Genomic DNA, 21,865 nt, shown 5'->3' with positions numbered 1-21,865 from the left:
CTGTTTTAGTTTGGTCTCAAGTTAATCGGCAGCAACGTGCCGTTTTTTATGATCAAACTAACGAGATTTCTAATGCAAGACGAGCAAGCAACAAATGCAATGCTGGAACAAGTACGTGAAGCACGTAACAATTTACTCGAAGCACTCAGGAAAATTCCTTCGTTCAAGGCGGTTCTTCAGGTTGTCCTGACGACCGAATTTCAGAAGATGGATTCAGAGGGCTCTATAGCACGCCGTTTTGTAAATCTTCGTTCGGGTGCAAGTCCAACATCTGCGGAACCCACCGGCAACCTGCTAGATGTGTTTTTTGAGTGCTTAAAGCGCGGCAGGCCACCCCAATACACTGCTGATATATATGGAATGTATGAGCTGGATAAGATCGGCACAGAAACCTTCAGGCTGAAATATCTGGATGTGGCAAACGTTGGAAAAATGATCGCCGAACTGATGCAAAACCTGCCTGAGAAATGCAGTTCCGTATTAGGTGAATATTGGCGCGTATCCTCTCTGGTTGATAGTGGAAATCGTCCTTTACCGTCGCCTAAACAGGAGTTGCGCACTCTTCAGGCGCGACTTTTCTGGCGCGAACTGGACCTGGCGGCCAGCGAGAATCTGTTGTCCAAAGGCGACGTCGCGACCATCAATGGTTTAATCGGTTCGGGACTGCCAAGTACCTGCTATGCCGTCTCGGTTGAAAAACAACAGGGGGGTTTTTCGACGCTGGCATCCACCTTTGTGATTTCTCTTTCTGGCGCTGTTGCAAATGAACTGAATCCAGCAGTCAGTCAAGAGGTTGTTCTTTATTCACCATTCGGTGGATTGGAAAAATTCGGCACCGTGAGTGACCTTCATAAAACGTTGCAACAGCGGTTATCCGATGCGTCAAACCGCACCGAACTTTTGCAGGGGCTGCCGGAGGACGAGCGAGGTCTGGTATCGAGTGTTCCAGCGATTCGCTACGCGAGAATCCTTGAAGATCTGTTTGAGCATTGCAATAACGGCGTGCTGGCGAGGCAAAGTCTTGATGTCATCTATCAAGTACGAAAATTAGTGACCGTCGGCGCGCATACCGAGGCGGCGTGGGTACCGCTGGATTCTGTTCTGTCCATGGATACATTTGTACGCTCTGAAAATGCGCGAAATGTGCTCTTGATCAAGGCGATGCTGGAGAACGCTCGGCCCGAGTGGTTTAAGAAGGCCTATGTCACCAATCAGCAGCTATATGTCGGTCTGGAGAAGAACTTGCTTGAAAGCCAGATTCAGCTTCATGAGTTGACCAAGGACGTGGTGACTCTTGCAGCTTATGCCCGACAGGCCGTAGAGGCGTTTATCTCGCCGGGAACCGACGAGCGAATCGATCCTGACACGGTGTTCGTGAATATTCAGCACTCGGTCAGGATGGCGAATGGTAAACGGGTAGAACACATTGAGCGGAAAACACTGACCCAAGCGTTCATGTATGGGGCACATGATCAGGCAGGGCGCTACACGATTACGCTGGAGAAAAACCATGACCTCGCCAGACTGACGCCTGAAAACATAATGCGAGCCATTGAAACGCTGGATCTGCGTCTGGCGTACGGCCCCGCACGGCAGAGAGTGTATGGCCAGCAGAACGTCAAGGAAGCGATGCGGGAAGTGTTGGGTCGAAAGACAGCTTTGACCCTGTTCGGCGCCATCTTGCAAAAACACGTCACCTCGACTGCGCAGGATATTGTTCAGCGTTACAACTTTGGTGATCCCTCTATTGAAGCGTCTGGGATTGCGTTAAGCGCTTTCTATAACTTCAAGCCCTTGAAGGATCTCATTGTCTACCGGAGGAAAGGAGGAGACTCGAATCTCAAAACGTACGTGCTCTATGCACCGGGCTCCCCGATGAATAAAGACTGGTACGAATTCTCCGATCTGGACAGTCTGCAACGGTATATAGGGTTGTGGGCCCTTGAAGAAGAGGGACGCACCTACCTTCGAACCCAAGTGCATGTGAGTGATCGACATAACCTGGAACATGAAGTGTTCGGCAAGGAATGGCCGCGTGGTGAACCGAGGGAGAGGATTCAGGGCAGAGCATGGTGGGACCAGGTCAATCTTGTTGCCTGGGTTGAAAGTGAAATGTTAAAGGGCAGTATTCAAAGTGTCCTTGACTGGGAAGACGCGGAAGAAAAGGCCGTCACGCCCCATTGGTACCGAAACGCCCCTACGTCTGATCGCCGGCTGTTCAATCGATTGACCACGGACTTCAAGGCCATCTATAACGCGTCAAAAGACATATTTCATATTGAGGGCCTTCAAAAGTTTTCTCGTGAATTGGTCATGAACCATTTGAATGAGTATCTGGGCCGGGCGGGCGATCGCCGAATCGATCCTGATCGAGTCATGGTGAAGTTTCATAAAGGCGCAATGACGCTGACACAGTTATTTATCAATTGGCATCTGTGGCGCAGCGATACGAATGTGTTCGAGAAAATCTTGCTGCCTGGATCGAATACGCTTAGAGACAGTATCCGGGTGTCTGAGTTCTGGTGGAAGGACACGGGCGAGCCAATGACTGAGCTGAATTCCAGTACGCTCAATCAGCTAATCGACTTGATGCCCGGCAAGCATTACAGCCATTATCTGAAATCAAACTTTCTATGGACGCCGGATATTGATCTGCGGGCAAACCTGTATCGGGAGCTCAAGAAAAACGAGATGTTCAGGGCGGCACTGACGCAAAAGCTCAATGGCACGTTGCCGTCGGCGCATTATGATTGGCTGATCGAGTCAATCAAGGGGCTGGATCGAGACACAAGGACGCCAGACGGTGTTTCACCCGGCAGTGAACCTGGCGAAGGGGTTTATGAATTCTGGCTTGAAGGTGCCCGCATAGCGGGGGGTTACGTTTTTGGTGAGGGGCATGTGAAGTTTGCCTATATCCCGAATTCGCCTGGCAAGTCCTTTATCTGGGTCGGTGATTTATCCAAGGCTATCCAGAACGATCGACTTTTGGGCGAGCATCTTCGGAGTCTGGCCGGTTTACGTGGGCAGGACAGGGTCGGCGCCTACATCAGCAAGTCCGGAGATCCGCAAGGTTCGCTGCCAGTACCGGGGTTGGGCGGAACCCATCCGGTCTACAACTTCAAGGCCGAGTACGAAAGTCTGATTAATCGAGCACTTGATGATCTGGATGTCCTGACCACCACGCCAGTCGAAGCGTTTTGGCAGGAGACCAAGATTCTTCTCGAAGTGGCATTGGATGTGATCTCGATCTTTGTCCCGCCGGTGGGATTCGCCGTCAGTGTGTTGAAGATCAGTCATTCGATCGTGCAAGGCATCATTGCATCCAGCCATGGGGATTCTGCAGGCGCCAATGCGCATTTTGCTGCCGCATGGCGTGGGGCAATCCTCATGTACCTGGGTAAGGTCGCTTCGGTAGGATCGGCGGCCTCTGCACTTGGTCTGCTGTCCACAATCAGGGATCTGACCGACGTGCTCTCGGCCGTCACGGGCGTTCCGGTTGGAATCAGTTATGTCACTGCGGTGGCTGTGCCGCACTGGACCCCCGAGAGTTCGACCCGCGTGATCGGTTGATGGTCGGGACCCACATCAAGGCGTTATCCAGAGCATAAATGATCGGAGCTGATCAGTTCCGATCTTCAGACATCGGCGGTGTCTCATACCCCATCCGCCAACTCACGGCCCGTGTCGCCGCCAGCAATCGCTGCGCCGCCGGGCCGTTTTCGTCAGCGTGAAACAGTGAGGTCGGGCCGACAATGGTCAAGACCGCCGCCACGTTCCCCACCGCGTTGAATACCGGTGCCGACAAGGCGTCCACCCCCGGCATCAATAACCCATGCACATGATGCAGGCCGCGTTCGCGGATCTGTTCGCACAACTGCGCATACGCCTGATCATTCGCCAAGGCGTGGTCGGCAGTGTCTTTCAGTTCCTGGTCGCGCAAGTCCACGGTTTCGCGCTTGGGTAGAAACGCGCCAAACACCAGGCCGGTGGACGAGCTGAGCAACGGCAGCACCGAACCCAATTGCGTCACCACCGTCACCGCACGCACCGCCGGTTCGATGTGCACCACGGTCGCGCCCTGATTGCCCCATACCGCCAGAAAGCAGGTTTCGTTCAGTTCATCGCGCAACTCGGCCAAGGGCAGGGCGGCGACTTTCAGCACGTCCATACTGTTGAGGGCGGCGAGGCCGACGCGCAAGGCTTCACGGCCCAGGCCGTAGTGGTTGGTTGCTGCGTTTTGTTCGGCAAAACCGCTGGCGATCAGCGCCTGCAAATAACGATGGACCTTGCTCGCTGGCATCTGCACGTGTTCGGCCAGGCGCGACAATGAGGTCGAGGGCGACAACTCGGCCAGGGCCTTGAGGATGTCGGTACCGACCTCGGCCGAGCGGACTTTCTGCTTATCGTTGTTGCGCGGCGTTTCCATGGAGGCGATGTGATCCCGGGACGAATGGGCGTCTTTATAGCTTGACGGTCAATACCAATCAAATTACGTTATGCGTAATCGAATTACGATAAAAATAACCCTGGCGTGCCGAGACCTCTGCAGCAGAGCGACAGGCCATTGCCTACTCCCTGTTCAGGAGGCTCCATGAACCTCGATTCAACGGCGCCAGCGCTGGCTTATCAGTCAGGCTTCGGCAACGAATTCAGCAGCGAAGCGTTGCCCGGCGCACTGCCCGTCGGCCAGAACTCCCCGCAAAAAGCCCCTTACGGCCTCTACACTGAACTGTTCTCCGGCACCGCGTTCACCATGGCCCGCAGCGAAGCGCGACGCACCTGGATGTACCGCATTCAGCCGTCGGCCAATCACCCGGCGTTCGTCAAACTGGAGCGGCAACTGGCCGGTGGTCCGTTGGGTGAAGTGACTCCCAATCGCCTGCGCTGGAACCCGTTGGACATCCCGACCGAGCCGACCGACTTCATCGACGGGCTGGTGAGCATGGCCGCCAACTCGGGCGCGGACAAACCCGCCGGGATCAGCATCTACAGCTACCGCGCCAACCGTTCCATGGAACGCGTGTTCTTCAATGCCGACGGTGAACTGTTGCTGGTGCCCGAGCAGGGTCGCCTGCGCATCGCCACCGAACTGGGCCTGCTGGACCTGGAGCCGCTGGAAATCGCCGTGCTGCCGCGCGGTCTGAAATTCCGCGTCGAATTGCTTGACCCGCACGCTCGCGGCTACATCGCTGAAAACCACGGCGCACCACTGCGCCTGCCGGATCTGGGGCCGATCGGCAGCAATGGTCTGGCCAACGCGCGAGACTTCCTGACCCCCGTCGCGCATTACGAAAACCTCAAGCAACCGACCACCCTGATACAGAAATTCCTCGGCCAGTTGTGGGGCTGCGAGCTCGATCATTCACCACTGAACGTGGTCGCCTGGCACGGCAATAACGTGCCTTACAAATACGACCTGCGCCGTTTCAACACCATCGGCACGGTCAGTTTCGATCACCCGGATCCCTCGATCTTCACCGTCCTGACCTCGCCGACCAGTGTCCACGGCCTGGCCAATCTGGACTTCGTGATCTTCCCGCCACGCTGGATGGTGGCCGAGAAAACCTTCCGGCCACCGTGGTTCCACCGCAACCTGATGAACGAATTCATGGGCCTGATCAAGGGCGAGTACGACGCCAAGGCCGAAGGCTTCTTGCCCGGCGGCGCGTCGTTGCACAGTTGCATGAGTGCTCATGGCCCGGATGGCGAAACCTGCACCAAGGCAATCAACGCTGACTTGGCTCCGGCGAAAATCGACAACACCATGGCGTTCATGTTCGAGACCAGCCAGGTGCTGCGCCCGAGCCGTTTCGCCCTGGATTGCCCGCAACTGCAAACCAATTACGACGCCTGCTGGGCCTCGCTGCCCGCCACTTTCGACCCGACCCGGAGATAACCCATGACTCAGACTTCCATCACTCGTAGCTGGGTTTCTTCCGCCAACGGCCACGCTGATTTCCCACTGCAAAACCTGCCGCTGGGCGTGTTCAGCGTAAAAGGTTCGGCACCGCGCAGCGGTGTGGCCATTGGCGAACATATTTTTGATCTGGAAGCGGCACTGGACGCCGGCCTGTTCGACGGCCTGGCAAAAACCGCCGTAGAAGCCACCCGTGGCGGCCAGCTCAATGCGTTTTTCGAATTGGGCCGTGAGGCTCGCGTGGCGCTACGCGAACGTCTGCTGGACCTGTTCGCTGAAGGCAGCACCCTGCATGGCAAGATCGAAGCCCAAGGCGCAAAACTGCTGCCGCTGGCGGCGAATTGCGAGATGCACCTGCCGGCGAAAATAAACGATTACACCGACTTCTACGTCGGCATCGAGCACGCACAGAACGTCGGCAAACTGTTCCGTCCCGACAACCCTTTGCTGCCGAACTACAAGTACGTACCGATTGGTTATCACGGTCGTGCCTCGACCATTCGCCCCTCCGGCACCGACGTTCGCCGCCCGAAAGGCCAGACCTTGCCGGCCGGTCAGACCGAGCCGACCTTCGGCCCGTGCGCACGTCTGGATTACGAGCTGGAACTGGGCATCTGGATCGGCCCGGGCAACGAGATGGGCGACTCGATCGCCATTGGTGATGCGGCCGATCACATTGCCGGTTTCTGCCTGCTCAACGACTGGTCGGCGCGCGACATCCAGGCTTGGGAATACCAGCCGCTGGGGCCGTTCCTGTCAAAAAGCTTTATCACCAGCATCTCGCCGTGGGTAGTGACGGCCGAAGCGCTGGAGCCGTTCCGCCGTGCTCAGCCGGCACGTCCGGAAGGCGATCCACAGCCGTTGCCGTATCTGTTCGACAAGCGCGATCAAGCCGCAGGAGCGTTCGATATCGAGCTGGAAGTGCTGTTGCTCACCGAAGGCCTGCGCGAGCAAAAACTCCCGGCCCATCGCCTGACCCTCAGCAACACCAAACATATGTACTGGACCGTGGCGCAAATGGTCGCGCACCACAGCGTCAACGGCTGCCAGTTGCAGGCCGGTGACCTCTTTGGCTCGGGCACGTTGTCGGGGCCGGAAAGCGGTCAATTCGGCAGCTTGCTGGAAATCACCGAAGGCGGGAAAAAGCCGATCGAGCTGGCGTCGGGCGAGGTGCGCAAATTCCTCGAAGACGGCGACGAAATCATCCTGCGCGCCCGTTGCAGCCGCGACGGTTTTGCCTCCATCGGTTTCGGCGAATGCCGTGGCAAAGTGATCGCGGCGCGCTAAGAGGATCCGGTCATGGAGCTTTATACCTACTACCGTTCGACGTCGTCGTACCGGGTGCGCATCGCGTTGGCGCTCAAGGGCCTGGATTACCAGGCACTGCCGGTCAACCTGATCGCACCGCCAGGTGGCGAGCATCGGCAAGCGCCGTATCAGGCCATCAACCCACAAGGGCGCGTGCCGGCCTTGCGAACCGATGAAGGCGGCCTGTTGATCCAGTCGCCGGCGATCATCGAGTACCTGGAGGAACGTTATCCACAGGTGCCGTTGCTGTCCAAAGACCTGGCCGCGCGCGCTCATGAGCGTGGTGTTGCGGCGGTAATCGGCTGCGACGTGCATCCGCTGCATAACGTCAGCGTGCTCAACAAGCTGCGGCAGTTGGGCCACGATGAACCGCAGGTGGTGGAGTGGATCGGGCACTGGATCAGCCAAGGGCTGGCGACGGTGGAACAGTTGATCGGTGATGACGGTTACTGCTTTGGCGACGAACCGGGCCTGGCGGATGTGTATCTGATCCCTCAGCTCTATGCCGCCGAACGTTTCAATATTTCGCTTGAGGCGTATCCACGGATTCGCCGAGTGGCGGCGTTGGCCGCAACCCATCCCGCCTTCATCAAGGCCCACCCGGCGAACCAGCCAGACACCCCTTAAAGCCCCACGCGCCCCCCCTGTAGGAGCGAGGCTTGCCCGCGAAGAACGATAACGAGGTCGTGCTGACAGACCGAGGCGCCCGGTTCGCGGGCAAGCCTCGCTCCTACAGGGGGCGTTAGTGGACGATCGAGTTGGGCGGCAAATGCCCCAGTCGTTCAGTCAGGCGAATCCGCTGGATCGGGTCATCACTGAGCAGCAGCGCATGCTCCAGGTCGAAACGCTCGGCGTTCGGGCAATCCAGCCGTTGATAGAGGCTGGCCCGGGCGAGGTAATCGGCGGCGTTGGCGTTGCCCAGTGCCAGCACGCGTTCAGCGTCGATCAAGGCGCCGATGTAGTCATCGTGGGCAAGGTGCAACTGACGCAGATTGCGTGACAGCCGTTGCAGCATCTGCACAGGGTCGGCGGTCAGCATGTGCTCGGCGTTGAGTTGCATGTTCGGGCCGTACTGGCGTTGCAGCAGTTCACGGCAATCATTGGGGTACAAGCGGCGGCCACCGCAGGGGTCCAGCAGATGATCGGCGCCCGGCACCCGCAGCAGGAAATGACCGGGGAAATTGACCCCGACCAAAGGGATCTCCAGGCGCTTGGCCAACTCCAGTGCGATCAGCCCCAGGGACAACGGCTGGCCGCGCCTGAGTTCCAGCACTTTGTTGAGCAGGGCCACTTGCGGGCGCAACGGGGTGAAATCGTCCTGGGCGAACCCCAGGTCATTCATGCGCCGCAGCAGCGGCTGGGCCAGTTCGCTCACCGGCAGCATCGGCAAGCCATGGCTGACCCGCTGTTGCAGGTCTCGGAAGTCTGCCAGCACCTTCTCGGCATCCACCTCTTTGTCATGTTCGGCCGCCATCCACAGCGCGGCCTCGAACAGCGCGGGTGGTGATCGTTGCAGGCAGTCAAAAAAACGTTGGCGCGGCGTCATCGAAATCTCCGGGCAATGCCTCGTTTTAGCCCCGTCGCCGGCATTCGTCCAGTACCGCACACATGAGGTCGCAGGTTATGCCCGAAAGCCTGCAATGCAGCGCCGCTTATTCCGGTGCGCTTCTGCAAATTTTGGGCGCAAGCCTATACTGGCGACTACAAGAAGTGATTCGGGAGCCCGACGATGTTCGCTCTCATGCAAAGCACTCGCCTTGAATCGCTGCATCTGAGCGTCGACCCGGTCACCGGGTTGAAGGCGGTCATTGCCATTCATAGCAGCCGCCTGGGGCCTGCCCTGGGGGGATGTCGTTACCTTGCCTATCCCAGCGACGAGTCTGCGGTCGAGGATGCCATTCGCCTGGCGCAGGGAATGAGTTACAAAGCTGCGTTGGCCGGCCTGGCGCAGGGCGGCGGGGTGGCGGTAATTGTTCGACCGGTCCATGTGGAAAACCGCGCGGCGCTGTTCGAAGCCTTCGGCCGCTGCATCAATCAGCTCGACGGGCGCTACATCACGGCGATCGACAGCGGCACCTCGGTGGCGGACATGGATTGCATCGCCCAACAGACCCAACACGTCACCAGCACCACCTCGGCGGGCGATCCCGCGCCACACGCAGCGATGGGGGTGTTCACCGGCATCCGTGCCACCGCCATGGCCCGTCTGGGCAGCGATAACCTCGAAGGCCTGCGAGTGGCCATCCAGGGGCTGGGTAACGTCGGTTATGCCTTGGCCGAACAGCTGCATGCGGCCGGTGCCGAACTGCTGGTCAGCGACATTGATCATGGCAAGGTGCAATTGGCGATGGAGCAATTGGGCGCTCACCCGATCGCCAATGACGCGCTGCTCAGTACGCCGTGCGACATTCTCGCGCCCTGCGGCCTGGGCGGTGTGCTCAACAGCCACAGCGTGACGCAACTGCGCTGCTCGGCAGTGGCCGGTTCTGCGAACAATCAGCTAACCCATCTGGAAGTCGCCGATCAACTGGAGCGGCGCGGCATTTTGTATGCGCCGGACTACGTGATCAATTCCGGCGGGCTGATCTACGTTTCACTCAAACACCGTGGCGAAGAGCTCACAACCATTACCGCCCACCTGTCGAAAATCGCCTCGCGGCTGACCGAAGTCTTCGCCCATGCCCAGGCGGAAAAACGCTCTCCGGCGCGGGTGGCGGACGAGTTGGCGGAAAAAGTGCTGTACCGCTGAGCCATGCCTTTACTGCAGACATGAAAAAGGCCCTGAGCCATTGGACTCAGGGCCTATTCAATTCGGGCATTGTTTACTTCGGTGTCTTGGCGGCTTTGGCTGGCTTGGTCGGCGCAGCGGCTTCACCCTCTTCGACCGGTTCAACCTTTTCAACCACTTCAACCGGCGCATTCAGCAGTTCGGACAACGCGTCCGGCTGGCTCTTGAATGCCTTGGCAAATACATCGCGGTTCTTTGCCATGTAGATCCCGGCTTCTTCCACTTGCTGTTCGGTCAGGGACGGAACGGCTTTCTGCAACACTTCAGCCAGCAATTCAGCCAGTTCGAGCATTTTGTCATGACGGTCAGCTTCGGCTTTATCCATGAACAAGCGCTCCAGATCTCGGCTGCTGCGGTATACCACTTCGACGGCCATTCACCACCTCACATGCCTTCACATTAGTTGTCTGTTTCGACCACTGTATTTATATACAGCTAAAAGGATAAGCGAATCCCTGCGCTTTGGGTAGTGGCTTTTTAATGTAGACCGAAATCAGCATTTGTCAGTTAAACCGTGTTGCTCCATTCGCGGGCAAGCCTCGCTCCTACAGGTTGATGTGATCTGTAGGAGCGAGGCTTGCCCGCGAAGGGCCCGACGAGACACCAAAAAAGTGCCCCGTGGCAGCCCATCGCCATCTCACCCAACAGCCCCTGGCCTTTTTTCTGCATGCAGAACAACCGTCACGTCAAAACCGCATTATCCGCTCGAACCGAGCTAAGGAAGAATCATCGTGAAAATCAACTGGGCCGAGAACCTGCGGCAGAACGTGCATCAATTGGCAGAGTCTTTGGGCAACCTGTTCGTCGAGACCTTCCATTACCTGGCGCTGTTCGCCATCGGTGCAGTGACCGCGTGGGCGGCGGTGATGGAATTTCTGGGGATGATCGAAGAAGGGCACATCAAGATCGATGACATCTTGCTGCTGTTCATCTATCTGGAACTGGGGGCGATGGTCGGGATTTACTTCAAGACCAACCACATGCCGGTACGTTTCCTGATCTACGTGGCGATCACGGCGCTGACGCGGCTGCTGATCTCCAACGTCTCGCACCACAATCCGCCGGACCTGGGGATCATCTACCTGTGCGGCGGGATTCTGCTGTTGGCGTTCGCGATCCTGGTGGTGCGTTACGCTTCGTCGCAATTCCCTTCTGTGAAGATCGAGCACCCGCAACGCAAGATCGGTACGGGTTCCGGTGAGCATCCAGACGTCGAGAAGGGAGAGATTTAAAGGCCCATGGTCGGGCGAGGCCGGGCTTTGGCCAAGGGTGGCGGCAGGTTGCGATTGTCGCCATCGGTCATGGCTTCGAGGATGGCCACGGCGCTGTGGCCCTGTTCAATGGCGATGCCGAACTGAATGCTTTGCACCAGGCGCTTGAGGCGCTTGGGGTCATTGCGCTGTTCGGCGCTGATCATCCGCTTGGCAACCACATGGCCGCTGTTGGAGAGGGTCAGCATGATGCTGCCGTCCAGACCTTGAATGCTCAGGTTGATCTGATAATCCGCTGCAAAGGCATCGGTAATGAGCTGAAAAGGGTTGTCCATGATGCGTCACCGCCTGATTGAACGTGCAGTTGTTGACCGGCCATGATCGGGTTGGTTCGCGTTACCGGACCATCGGCAAGCCGCTCGCTGAGGTTTTCAAAAGTCCTTTTGCCTCGCAGGTGATGTAGCAAGGGCCATGCCGGAAAAATTGTCGAACAATGATCGCGGCCAAAAAGAGGCGGGCACCTTGGCCCGCTTTCTTTTTGCCTGCCCGTTTCAGGGCATGAACGAGTAGATGATCGCAGACAGTGCAATCAAACCGATCAACACCACGAACACGTTCGACACTTGCCCGGAGTACTGGCGCAAGGCCGGCACGCGGCGGATGGCGTACATCGGCATCAGGAACAACAGGCACGCAATGATCGGCCCGCCGAGGGTTTCGATCATGCCGAGGATGCTCGGATTGAACGTCGCCACGGCCCAGCAACTGAGGATCATGAACAGCGCCGTGATGCGGTTCAGCCAGCTCGCCGACATCACCCGGCCACGGCCGCGCAGGCTTTTCACGATCAGGCCCTGAAAGCCTTCGCTGGCGCCGATGTAATGGCCGAGAAAGGATTTGGTGATCGCCACCAGCGCAATCAGCGGCGCGGCATAAGCGATGACCGGGGTCTGGAAGTGGTTGGCCAGGTACGACAGGATCGAGATGTTCTGCGCCTTCGCCGCCGCCAGGTCAGCCGGGGACAGTGCCAGCACGCAGCTGAAGCAGAAGAACATCACCGTCACCACCATCATCGCGTGGGCGATGGCGAGGATGCCGCTGCTCTTGCGTTCGGCCTGTTCGCCGTAACGCTGTTTCTGGTCAACGGCGAAAGCGGAAATGATCGGCGAATGGTTGAACGAGAACACCATCACCGGAATCGCCAGCCACAGGGTTTTGAAGAACAGCGGCAACGGCATGCCTTCGCTGGCAGTGGCGAAGAACGCGCCGTTCCAGTTCGGGATCAGGCTGACGCCGAGCAGCAGCAACGCCGCGACGAACGGGTAAACCAACACGCTCATGCATTTGACGATGACGCCCTGGCCGCAGCGCACGATCGCCATCAGACCAAGAATCAACACCAGCGACAGAATCGCTCGCGGTGGTGGGGCGATGTGCAACTGATGCTCCATGAAGCTGCTCAAGGTGTTGGTCAGCGCCACGCTGTACACCAGCAGAATCGGGAAGATCGCGAAGAAATACAGCAACGTGATCAGCTTGCCTGCACCGATGCCGAAGTGTTCTTCAACGACTTCGGTGATGTCCCCGGAACGGCCGGACAGCACGAAGCGGGTCAGGCCCCGGTGAGCGAAGTAGGTCATGGGGAATGCCAGCACTGCCAGGATCAGCAGCGGCCAGAAGCCACCCACGCCGGCGTTGATCGGCAGGAACAGCGTTCCGGCACCAATCGCCGTGCCATAGAGGCCGAGCATCCAGGTGGTGTCGTGTTTGCTCCAGCCCTTGTGGGTTATTTCGCTATTGCGTGTCAGGTCTACAGCGGGATTTTCGGCAGCAGGTGTACGTACATCGGTCATCGTTTGGCCTCGTTATTGTTCTTGCTCGGGCTCACGTGTTGCAGGCGGTCAGGGAATGCTCCTCAGCACTCCACCCAGCTCACTGCCAGGCCGCCCCGTGAAGTCTCTTTGTATTTGTCATGCATGTCGGCGCCGGTATCGCGCATGGTGCGGATCACCCGGTCCAGGGAAATAAAGTGTTTGCCGTCGCCGCGCAGGGCCATTTGCGTGGCATTGATGGCCTTCACCGCCGCGATGGCATTGCGCTCGATGCACGGCACTTGCACCAGGCCGCCGACCGGATCGCAAGTCAGGCCGAGGTTGTGCTCCAGGCCGATTTCGGCGGCGTTTTCCAGTTGCTCGGGCGTGGCGCCGAGCACGTCGGCCAGGCCGGCGGCGGCCATGGCGCAGGCGGAACCGACTTCACCCTGGCAGCCGACTTCGGCACCGGAGATCGACGCGTTTTTCTTGCAGAGAATGCCTACGGCCGCCGCGGCCAAAAAGAAGGCGACCACGTCATCGTCCGACGCGTCCGGGTTGAATTTCATGTAGTAGTGCAACACTGCCGGAATGATCCCTGCTGCGCCGTTGGTCGGTGCCGTGACCATGCGCCCGCCCGCCGCGTTTTCTTCGTTCACGGCGAGGGCGAACAGGTTCACCCACTCCATGGCCGACAGCGTGGAGGTGATGACATTCGGTTTGCCGATTTCCAGCAGGCTGCGGTGCAGTTTCGCCGCGCGGCGCGGAACATTCAGACCACCGGGCAGGATGCCTTCGTGACGCATGCCTTGCTCGACGCACTCACGCATCACCGACCAGATGTGCAGCAAGCCCTGACGGATTTCGGCTTCGCTGCGCCAGGCCAGTTCGTTGGCCATCATCAACTCGGAAACCCGCAAGCCGTGCTGGTTGCAGAGCTTGAGCAATTCGGCGGCGCTGGAGAAATCGTAGGGCAGCACCACATCGCTGGCCGGCGCAATGCCGGACTCGGCTTCCGCCGCTTCGATGATGAAACCGCCGCCGATCGAGTAGTACGTTTGCTCCGACAGCTCACCGGTTTCGCCGAAGGCTGTCAGCGACATGGCGTTGGGGTGGTAGGGCAGACTCTCATCGAGCAGCAGGAGATCGCGTTGCCAGGTGAAGGCAATGGTCTTGTTGCCGGCCAGAGTCAGTTCGCCGGTTTCGCGCAAAGTCTGGATTCGGCTGTCGATGGTGGTCGGATCGATGCTGTCCGGCCATTCGCCCATCAGGCCCATCACGCAGGCGCGGTCGGTCGCGTGGCCGACGCCGGTGGCGGAAAGGGAGCCGTAAAGGCGGATTTCTACCCGACGGACGGCGTCGAGCAAATTCTGGTCAATCAGTGCCTGGGCGAAGGTCGCGGCGGCGCGCATCGGGCCGACGGTGTGGGAACTGGACGGACCGATGCCGACTTTGAAGAGATCGAAAACACTGATAGCCATGCTAAAGCCTATACAAGCAATGGAAGAGAAATCGCTGCCATTTTTGTAGGACAAGCGCAATGTCGGCGATACTGCCGACCTCGGTCCTACATGACCAACGAAACTTCCTAAGACAGCCTTTAGCAGGACTAAACAATGAGTCGCCAATTGCACGCCCAGACTTACGTCTGGCTGCACGTGTTTTCCTGTGCCGCGCGGCACTTGTCCTTCACCCGCTGCGCCGAAGAGCTGCACATCACGCCGGGTGCGGTCAGTCAGCAAATCCGCCAACTGGAAGAGCGGCTGGGCTTTCGCTTGTTTCACCGTCGTGCGCGCGGCGTGGAATTGAGCGCCGAGGGCCAGCGACTGGCCATCACCGTCAACGAGGCTTACGGCAGCATCGATGCGGAATTGCGACGACTGGACGCCGGAATGATCAGCGGAATTCTGCGGGTGCGTTCGATTCCATCGTTCCTGAGCAAGTGGCTGACCCCGCGCCTGCCACGCTTGCAGCAGCGCTTTCCGGACATTCAATTGCGCCTGGTGGCCGAGGACAGCAGCGTGCCGTTGCATGAAGGGGACTTCGACCTGGCGATCGACCTGAATGACGGCAGTTATCCCGGGTTGTTATCCACAACCTTGCTCGACGAGCAGATATTCCCGGTCTGCGCCCCGAGCCTGCTACGTGGCCGACCGCCGCTGCATGGCCCGGCGGACCTGGTGCACTTTCCGTTGCTGCACGACATCACCGCCTGGCGCGGCAGTTACGAGTACGCGGAATGGGAGTTCTACCTCAATGCCATCGGCTTCGAGGGCGCGGACGTGCGGCGCGGGCATACCTTTAATCGCAATCACCTGACCATCGAAGCGGCGATAGCCGGCATGGGCGTGGCAATTGCGCGGCGCACGTTGCTTAACGATGAACTGGAGCGGGGGACGTTGATTGTGCCGTTCGGGCTGGCGGTGCCCAATCACAAACGCTACGTGCTGCTTTATGCGCCAGGGGCGCTGAGCCATCCGGGCGTGCGTGCGGTGCATGACTGGCTGGTAGAAGAGGCGGGGATTTTCCGCAGTCTGCACCCGCTGGCGGAGCGACAGATGTGAGCAATTGTGACTGAGGAGAGAGGCGACCCAACTCCCGACCTTAACAGCGCTTTTGGTGGTTGTCCGACTTTTTTTGCGAATCCATATTTATCTTTTTTTAGGGGTTGAAATGTTCTTCGCGCAGACCGATTGTGTAAGTAAGAGGTCACGGTGATGACGCCCAAGGGCCAGCCGATGCGCCTCTCGCGAGCTAGCTGAAATAAGGGATGAACTATGCAAATCCAAGTCAACAGTGATAACCATATTCAAAGCAGCATCCGACTGGAGGAGTGGGTACGTACTACCATTGAGAGCACGCTCGAACGTTATGAAGAGGACCTGACACGCGTCGAGGTCCATCTGCGGGACGAGAATGGCGACAAGCCAGGTCCCCATGACATGCGCTGCCAACTGGAAGCGCGGCCAAAAGGCCACCAACCGATTTCTGTCACTCATAAAGCCGACACCCTGGAGCAAGCAATCGACGGTGCGGCGGAAAAACTCGAACATGCGCTTGAGCATCTGTTCGGCAAACTGCGGGGCAAACCACGTGCCGCTTTGGTGCCGTTCGAAAGACCCACTGCCGATGCGCTGCTGGAAGATGAATTTCTCGAGAACGAACAGGCTGCGCAAAACGGCTGAAGCCTGATCCACATTTAACCTTTCCGCTCTCCACCCTTAAAAACGGGCCTGCACATGTTATTCCCCCCACATGAGAATACATATTTAGAGCCTTTCTAAATTGTAACTACACAAATACCCCTCTCTGAGGGGTGTTTTTTTACTCGCTAATGTGAAAGCCATACCCTGATTTGACATCGGATGTAAGCAAGATTCAGTTCTATGCAAAGCCGTGCTCCTCGCACGACTTATCAACGAAACCCATCGCCTGCGGCTCGTGCTGCCGAATTGGTTTCCCTAATCGACCAGACAGATTGGTAGGCTGGAAAACTCAGACCGGCCGCGCTTCACACTGGACAACGTCCAGCAATGCCTCAAGCGTCTGACCTGGCTCGAGGACCAGGAAACTCTCAGCGATTAACGTCAGCGGGTGAACCTGCAGTACGGAGGCCAGTTCAACCACTTTCTCGAGCGTCGGACATTTCTGTCCCCGCTCCAAGGTACTGAGGTAGGTCCTACTACTCACGTCCGAAAAAGATTTGCCCACCCATTTGCATGCTGTTGCCACTGATTGCGTTGACCATGGACGCGTAGATGTCTTGGCCAGCATTCATTATCCAGCCGCGGGTTTTACGAGGAATAAGCGTGTCAACCATCGTCGCCGAGAGGTGTTTATGAACCTTGTGACGATTTGCATTCCAATGGAGGTAATACCGGGCCACGCTTTGATGGTTTGCCCATTCAAGCAACGACTCCTCCACAGGAGCCCATACTTTTTCTCCCGTCTCATCTGTCACTCGCAGATCTGTCAGCGGCTTTCCAGCGTCATGGATTAACCCCGCGCACATCGCAGCAACTCGCCAAGGCTTCTCGCGCTTGGACTTCTCTTGCGGATATTTATCGTGATCAAACACTGCATTGTTGGACTTGAGAACCGCGAAGGCGGCGACCTCGATACCGTGCCGCATCAAACCGCCAGGGCCAGGGCCACGGTGATGGTGAAGCTCGGACGCCGGAAGGAGATGAACGTAATCTGCGTATGCCCGCAAAACGGGCATAACCAACTCTTCAAACTCTTCCGGCCTTAAGCCCAGAGTCGTCTGAATTTTGGTCAATTTGTCGACGTGAAGCTTCAGTAAATCTCCCCCACGAATCAGCGCGGGGTACCCGCTGATGAATGGAGGGTAACGCAGCATATGTTCGTCCCCATCCTGGAGTCCTTTGATTACTTCAGGAGAAAGCAGGACGTGAACTGGATGTTTGGGCTCAGGAATAGAATGGGCTGCCTGGCGGCGACCAAAAAACCTAGCTAAAGCATTTCTGAACAATTCAACGCACCAATTCAGTTCTTGTGACTGAAATGATGCCAATTGATGGAGTGGATACCCGTCGCTATTGACCCCCCCGGTGGGGGCAGACAACAACGACGCGCGATAACAAGGGCCTTTATCCTCACTGTCATCCTCAGACAGAGACAGTATCGTGAAGCATCAAACCTTAATGATTGCGCTATTAATCAGCATCGCTGTCACCGGATGCTCGACTAAACCAAAGCAGGAGATTAGCTATGTGGCGCCAACGACAGTAGAGGTTCCCGTCCGCCATTGGGATGAGTTTTGTGCATCCTGGGGACATGAGGGACGTGGCGGTGCTGCGCTACGGAAACCCACGTATCAACACGTGCTTGCGTCCGAGGATGCAATCGTGATCAGGCCTGTTGTCCAAAACGAAGAGTCCGATCACGGCGCAGTCAAAATCTTCGCTTTGCGTGGAAGTCCGGAGGATTGGCAACGCTCAGCACTTGCACAAGGAACACCTTCTGCTGTCCCCATCCAAGTCAAACCGTCGACTGTCGATATGGACTCCGAACAGTATCTGCGGGCGTACAGAAAATTCTGTAAGGGGGCAACCAGCGAAATGACCGAGGAGGAATGGTCATTGGTGGCGCTCGGCGGTCCGAACCATATCCCGCCGTCGCTACGAGGAAAGTGTTTGACTCAAAAATGAAGATGTCGGCTTCCGAAATAGATGCGACAACGCTAGGGGTGACGGTCACTAGCAACAGCCTTCTATTTTCGAAATGGCTGCGACTAGTGATGGCAATTGTTGCGACTGGTAGCGCTACAACGCGCTGCTAATAGTCGCGACTAGTCGTGCAACTTTCCGTGAACGTGAGTAACACCATCAGGCTGGGGCTATCTCCGGCCTTTTTGTTGACGTACTATGTCAGGATTGATGGTAATTAAGCATTTAGAGTGATCCATGCCAAAGGCTATCGTTATCGAAGATGAACAGCTTGAGCATGCGGTGAAAGTCGCCAAAGTGAGCAGCCCCGAGAATGGGGGCCGTGATGCGGCGTTGTTGTTGACCTGCTTTGGCACTGGCATGACCGTGACGGAGATTTGCCGTCTACGTGTGAGCGATTACCTGACTGAATCCGGCGCTGTGCTGATCGACTCCCAGGTACGTGCAGAGATTGCCTATAACCATCGTTCAAGGCCGTTGTGCTGGACCAGTAAGAAACTGACCAATTCGATAGATGCGCACCTTGCAGAACGACTTGTGCGCGGTCACGGCGTTTCAACCAGGGTGATGGCTTTCCGTGGCCTTGATCCCGACTCGCCCTTGTTCGTCTCCGGTCGAACAGGCGAAGGGTTAAAGATTAGTGCTCAACGCCGGGACGGCAAGACCTATTACAGCGCGAACCAGCTCAGCCGGTTGTACACCCGCCTGTTTGGCCTTGCCGGGATCGAGGGAGCCAGTGCGCAGTCAGGGCGGCGAACGCTCGCGGTCAAGCTCAAGCGCCGTGGCATCGATCTGCGGCACATAAGCGAGATTCTGGGCATCGAGAGCCTTGAAGCAGTAAAGAAGCTCTGCGCTGGCGATCCTGCGCGGTTGGGTGACATTGTGCGGAGAATTATTTGATGTCGAATAAGGATCACCCGGTTTGGGATGTTTATGACCTTTTGCGCACGGCTCGATTGAATCAACTGTATTACGGACGTCGCCTTCTGACGTTCGAGCGCCGAAATTTCTGGGCTGAAATTACAATCGCTTGTACTTCCTCGACATCTGCGATTGCTGGATTTGCTTTTTGGAAGACGACTGCTGGTCAGCCGTATTGGCAGGGTTTTCTTGCAGTTGCGGCGCTAGTAGCAATCGCGAAACCGTTTCTGAGCTACGCGAAAAAGATCAAGAGCTATGAAGAACTCCTCATAGCTTACAGGTTGATTGCATATGACTTGAGGGATTTGCGTCTCGATTGCGCATTCCACGCCATCCGGCCACCCAGTCCACCAACATCCGGCCACCCGTTCCACGCTCATCCGGCCAGGCAGTCGGAGCGCAGCGACGCAGGTTTGCATTGTTAGTCTGAAGTCCCTGTCGTCGTCAATTTCGTTGCGCGTCTGCGCATCGATTCGCCCTTCAGTTCGATCCGATAAGCGTTGTGCACCAGCCGGTCGAGGATCGCGTCGCCCAAGGTCGGATCGCCGATCAGTGCATGCCATTTGTCCACGGGCATCTGGCTGGTGACCAGCGTCGAGCGGTTGCCGTAGCGGTCGTCCAATAGCTCAAGCATGTCGCGCCGTTGCGGTGCGGTAAACGGCGCCAGGCCCCAGTCGTCCAGGATCAGCAAGTCGGTCTTGGCATAGCCCGCCATCAGTTTCGCGAATCGACCGTCTCCGTGGGCCAGGCCCAGTTCCTCCATCAGGCGCGGCAGACGCAAGTAGCGCACGCTGTAGCCGTCACGGCAGGCCTTGTGGGCCAGCGCGCAGGCGAGCCAGGTTTTGCCTACACCGGTCGGGCCGCCGATGATCAGGTTCAAGCCATCGCGCAGCCATTGGCCGCTGCCCAGTTGCAGGATCAGGGACTTGTCCAGGCCGCGTGGGCTGCGGTAATCGATGTCTTCCAGGCAAGCGTTGTGGCGCAGTCGTGCCAGTTTCAGCCGGCTGCTCAGACGCGTGTTTTCACGTTCGGTCAGCTCGCGGTCGATCATCAGGCCGAGGCGTTCGTCGAAGCTCAGATCATTGATATCGGGCGTGGCGTGTTGCTCGCTCAGCGCCTTGATCATGCCGTGCAGGCGCAGGGTTTGCAGCTTGTCGAGTGTCGGATTGGGCAGCATTTTGGTGCTCCTTTTTCAGGTCAGTGGTAGTAGCCAGGGCCGCGCAGGTTGATGTGTTCGTCGGGCAGTAGCGGCAGGTTTTGCTGGGACAGCGGTAGCTTTTCCAGCCCTTGGCGCAGGATCGATTCAAGGCTTTTGTAGCTGCACGCGCCCAGTGCCAGCGCTCGCTGGCAAGCGGCTTCCAGCCGCTCTTCGCCGTGCTGCTTGCTCAGGCGCAGGATGCCCAGGCAGGCGCGGAAGCCGTGCTGAGGATGGATTCGGCGCTCAAGGATGTAGGCGATAACGCCAGCGGTGTTAGGCCCGGTCTGCTCGGCCCAGCGGATCAGCCGTTGCGGTGTCCATTCGGCGTGCTCCCGGTGGCTCTTGGGCATGTGCTCGGTTTGGGTGGTGTGGCGGCCTTTGTGCAGCGAGCGCAGGTGACTGGCCACCCGCTGGTTGGCGTGGAAGCACTCGACGGTCTTAGCGGTTAGCCGCACTTCGAGTTGGTGCTTCACCAACTGGTACGGCACCGAGTAGTAATGGCCCTCGACCTCGACGTGGTAGTCGATGTGCACCCGCACCTTTTTCCATTCGGCGTAGATGTACGGATGTTCTGGTAGCGGTTGCAGTGCGGGTTGGTCGATGGTCTCAAAGGCCGAGCGGCGTGAGCCGGGCAGCTTCTTGAAGGGCTTTTGATTGAGGCGTTCGAGCAGCAGGCTGATTGCCGTGTTGAGTTCGCCCAGCGAGAAGAACTGGCGGTTGCGCAGCGCGGCGAGGATCCAGCGCTCGACGACTTGCACGCCGACTTCGACCTTGGCTTTGTCCTTGGGTTTGCGCGAGCGAGCAGGTAATACGGCGATGCCGTAATGCTCGGCGAGATCGCGGTAACTGGGGTTGATGTCGGGCTCGTAGCGATGCGCCTTGGTGACGCCGCTGCGCAGATTATCGGGCACCAGGATCTGCGATGTGCCACCGAAAAAAGCAAAACAGCGGGCGTGCGAGCCCAGCCAGTCAGGCAGCTTCTGCGACCAGGTGGCCTCGGCAAAGGTGTAGCTGGACGCGCCGAGAACGGCGACGAAGATCTGCGTTTGGCGGATCTCGCCGGTTCGCCGATCAATGACCGGTACGGTCTGGCCGGCGTAATCGACGAACAGCTTTTCGCCGGCACGGTGCTCCTGGCGCATGACCACGTCGACCTTGGCGGCCCAGAGGCGGTAGTGCTCGCAGAACCAGCTGTATTGGAAGCCTTGCGGGTGGGCGAGTCGGTATTCCTGCCAAAGCAGGGCCAGAGTTACGCCGGGGCGGCGTAACTCCCCGTGTACATGAGCCCAGTCTGGCACCGGCCTTTGATCGCTGGGAACGGTGGGCGGCGGCGGAAAAAGATGCCGTTGTAACTCGGCGTCAGTCAGCGCAGAGGGCCAGGTCAGGCCGCTGGCAGCAAAGCGATTGAGGTACTCACCGACGCTGGCTCGGCCTACTTGCAAGCTGCCAGCGACCTGGCGGGCAGATAGGCCGACCTCGAATTTGAGACGTAGCACTTCTCGAATTTTACGCATGGATAAAC

Annotated in this window: 20 protein-coding genes and 1 pseudogene; 11 read left to right on the top strand and 10 right to left on the bottom strand. The window is 58.0% G+C overall.

Annotated elements, in window-relative coordinates:
• The first annotated feature begins 72 nt into the window (after positions 1–72).
• Entirely contained in the window at positions 73–3,570 is a 3,498-nt protein-coding gene (locus BLU63_RS05025) for a dermonecrotic toxin domain-containing protein (RefSeq protein WP_083375004.1), read from the top strand.
• Between the two features lie 52 nt (positions 3,571–3,622).
• On the opposite strand, the gene BLU63_RS05020 is transcribed toward BLU63_RS05025, so the two are convergent.
• Positions 3,623–4,426 (bottom strand): IclR family transcriptional regulator, encoded by an 804-nt coding sequence (locus tag BLU63_RS05020; protein ID WP_010463197.1) that lies wholly within the window; start codon positions 4,424–4,426, stop codon positions 3,623–3,625.
• A 165-nt stretch (positions 4,427–4,591) separates the two neighbouring features.
• On the opposite strand from BLU63_RS05020, the gene hmgA reads away from it, so the two are divergent.
• From hmgA to maiA, 3 genes are read left to right on the top strand one after another with little or no spacing between them, the layout of a single operon-like run.
• Positions 4,592–5,896: a homogentisate 1,2-dioxygenase gene (gene hmgA / locus BLU63_RS05015; protein ID WP_083375003.1), complete on the top strand. Its 1,305-nt coding sequence runs from the start codon at positions 4,592–4,594 to the stop codon at positions 5,894–5,896.
• A 3-nt stretch (positions 5,897–5,899) separates the two neighbouring features.
• Positions 5,900–7,204 carry a fumarylacetoacetase gene (gene fahA, locus BLU63_RS05010; RefSeq protein WP_083375002.1) on the top strand — a complete coding sequence of 435 codons (1,305 nt, stop codon included), beginning with the start codon at positions 5,900–5,902 and terminating at the stop codon, positions 7,202–7,204.
• A 12-nt stretch (positions 7,205–7,216) separates the two neighbouring features.
• Complete coding sequence (maiA, locus tag BLU63_RS05005) at positions 7,217–7,852, top strand: maleylacetoacetate isomerase (protein WP_083375001.1); 636 nt, start codon at positions 7,217–7,219, stop codon at positions 7,850–7,852.
• A gap of 115 nt (positions 7,853–7,967) precedes the next feature.
• Here the strand turns inward: maiA and BLU63_RS04995 are convergent, their stop codons facing one another.
• The gene (locus BLU63_RS04995; RefSeq protein WP_010463189.1) at positions 7,968–8,771 is read right to left on the bottom strand and encodes a SirB1 family protein; all 804 of its coding nucleotides are present in this window, start codon (positions 8,769–8,771) and stop codon (positions 7,968–7,970) included.
• 183 nt (positions 8,772–8,954) lie between these two features.
• Between BLU63_RS04995 and BLU63_RS04990 the strand changes: the two genes are divergently transcribed.
• A complete protein-coding gene (locus BLU63_RS04990) occupies positions 8,955–9,974 on the top strand; it encodes a Glu/Leu/Phe/Val dehydrogenase family protein (RefSeq protein WP_010463187.1) in 1,020 nt (339 codons plus the stop codon).
• A 175-nt stretch (positions 9,975–10,149) separates the two neighbouring features.
• On the opposite strand, the pseudogene BLU63_RS04985 reads toward BLU63_RS04990, so the two are convergent.
• Positions 10,150–10,389 (bottom strand): annotated as a pseudogene (locus tag BLU63_RS04985) (YebG family protein); the annotation flags it as partial.
• A gap of 355 nt (positions 10,390–10,744) precedes the next feature.
• Here BLU63_RS04985 and BLU63_RS04980 point away from each other — a divergent pair.
• Complete coding sequence (locus BLU63_RS04980) at positions 10,745–11,245, top strand: phosphate-starvation-inducible protein PsiE (RefSeq protein WP_077750195.1); 501 nt, start codon at positions 10,745–10,747, stop codon at positions 11,243–11,245.
• Here the strand turns inward: BLU63_RS04980 and BLU63_RS04975 are convergent.
• From BLU63_RS04975 to BLU63_RS04965, 3 genes are all read right to left on the bottom strand, one after another.
• On the bottom strand, positions 11,242–11,559 hold the full coding sequence (locus tag BLU63_RS04975) for a DUF3509 domain-containing protein (protein WP_010463182.1): 318 nt from the start codon (positions 11,557–11,559) through the stop codon (positions 11,242–11,244). The genes BLU63_RS04980 and BLU63_RS04975 overlap by 4 nt on opposite strands.
• Before the next feature lie 216 nt (positions 11,560–11,775).
• Positions 11,776–13,077 (bottom strand): HAAAP family serine/threonine permease, encoded by a 1,302-nt coding sequence (locus BLU63_RS04970; protein ID WP_010463179.1) that lies wholly within the window; start codon positions 13,075–13,077, stop codon positions 11,776–11,778.
• Positions 13,078–13,139: 62 nt separating this feature from the next.
• Complete coding sequence (locus BLU63_RS04965; RefSeq protein ID WP_083375000.1) at positions 13,140–14,516, bottom strand: L-serine ammonia-lyase; 1,377 nt, start codon at positions 14,514–14,516, stop codon at positions 13,140–13,142.
• 135 nt (positions 14,517–14,651) lie between these two features.
• Between BLU63_RS04965 and BLU63_RS04960 the strand changes: the two genes are divergently transcribed.
• Positions 14,652–15,599 (top strand): LysR substrate-binding domain-containing protein, encoded by a 948-nt coding sequence (locus tag BLU63_RS04960; RefSeq protein WP_083374999.1) that lies wholly within the window; start codon positions 14,652–14,654, stop codon positions 15,597–15,599.
• 213 nt (positions 15,600–15,812) lie between these two features.
• On the top strand, positions 15,813–16,220 hold the full coding sequence (locus BLU63_RS04955; RefSeq protein WP_010463173.1) for an HPF/RaiA family ribosome-associated protein: 408 nt from the start codon (positions 15,813–15,815) through the stop codon (positions 16,218–16,220).
• A gap of 310 nt (positions 16,221–16,530) precedes the next feature.
• Here BLU63_RS04955 and BLU63_RS04950 read toward each other — a convergent pair whose 3' ends face one another.
• Both BLU63_RS04950 and mobH read right to left on the bottom strand, forming a co-directional pair.
• Entirely contained in the window at positions 16,531–16,809 is a 279-nt protein-coding gene (locus BLU63_RS04950) for a helix-turn-helix domain-containing protein (RefSeq protein ID WP_083374998.1), read from the bottom strand.
• Positions 16,718–17,395 (bottom strand): MobH family relaxase, encoded by a 678-nt coding sequence (gene mobH, locus BLU63_RS04945; RefSeq protein WP_083374997.1) that lies wholly within the window; start codon positions 17,393–17,395, stop codon positions 16,718–16,720. The genes BLU63_RS04950 and mobH overlap by 92 nt, the downstream gene beginning before the upstream one ends.
• A 286-nt stretch (positions 17,396–17,681) precedes the next feature.
• On the opposite strand from mobH, the gene BLU63_RS04940 reads away from it, so the two are divergent.
• The 3 genes from BLU63_RS04940 (at position 17,682) to BLU63_RS33000 (ending at position 19,570) form a co-directional block, all read left to right on the top strand.
• Positions 17,682–18,206, top strand: coding sequence for a hypothetical protein (locus BLU63_RS04940; RefSeq protein WP_084315806.1), 525 nt, complete (start codon positions 17,682–17,684; stop codon positions 18,204–18,206).
• 255 nt (positions 18,207–18,461) lie between these two features.
• Positions 18,462–19,124, top strand: coding sequence for a tyrosine-type recombinase/integrase (locus tag BLU63_RS04935; protein WP_083374995.1), 663 nt, complete (start codon positions 18,462–18,464; stop codon positions 19,122–19,124).
• Positions 19,124–19,570: a hypothetical protein gene (locus BLU63_RS33000; protein WP_167362266.1), complete on the top strand. Its 447-nt coding sequence runs from the start codon at positions 19,124–19,126 to the stop codon at positions 19,568–19,570. Before BLU63_RS04935 ends, BLU63_RS33000 begins: the two co-directional genes overlap by 1 nt.
• On the opposite strand, the gene istB is transcribed toward BLU63_RS33000, so the two are convergent.
• Positions 19,567–20,322, bottom strand: a complete 756-nt coding sequence (gene istB / locus BLU63_RS04925) for an IS21-like element ISPre4 family helper ATPase IstB (protein WP_011077977.1) — start codon at positions 20,320–20,322, stop codon at positions 19,567–19,569. The two genes, BLU63_RS33000 and istB, sit on opposite strands and share 4 nt — an antisense overlap.
• Positions 20,323–20,342: 20 nt before the next feature.
• Entirely contained in the window at positions 20,343–21,857 is a 1,515-nt protein-coding gene (gene istA / locus BLU63_RS04920; RefSeq protein ID WP_041771204.1) for an IS21-like element ISPre4 family transposase, read from the bottom strand.
• Between the last annotated feature and the right edge of the window lie 8 nt (positions 21,858–21,865).

Source organism: Pseudomonas mandelii, from assembly GCF_900106065.1.
Classification (GTDB): Bacteria; Pseudomonadota; Gammaproteobacteria; order Pseudomonadales; family Pseudomonadaceae; genus Aquipseudomonas; species Aquipseudomonas mandelii.
Note: the sequence above shows the minus strand (reverse complement) of the source record. Positions and strands in the feature narration are given on the sequence as shown.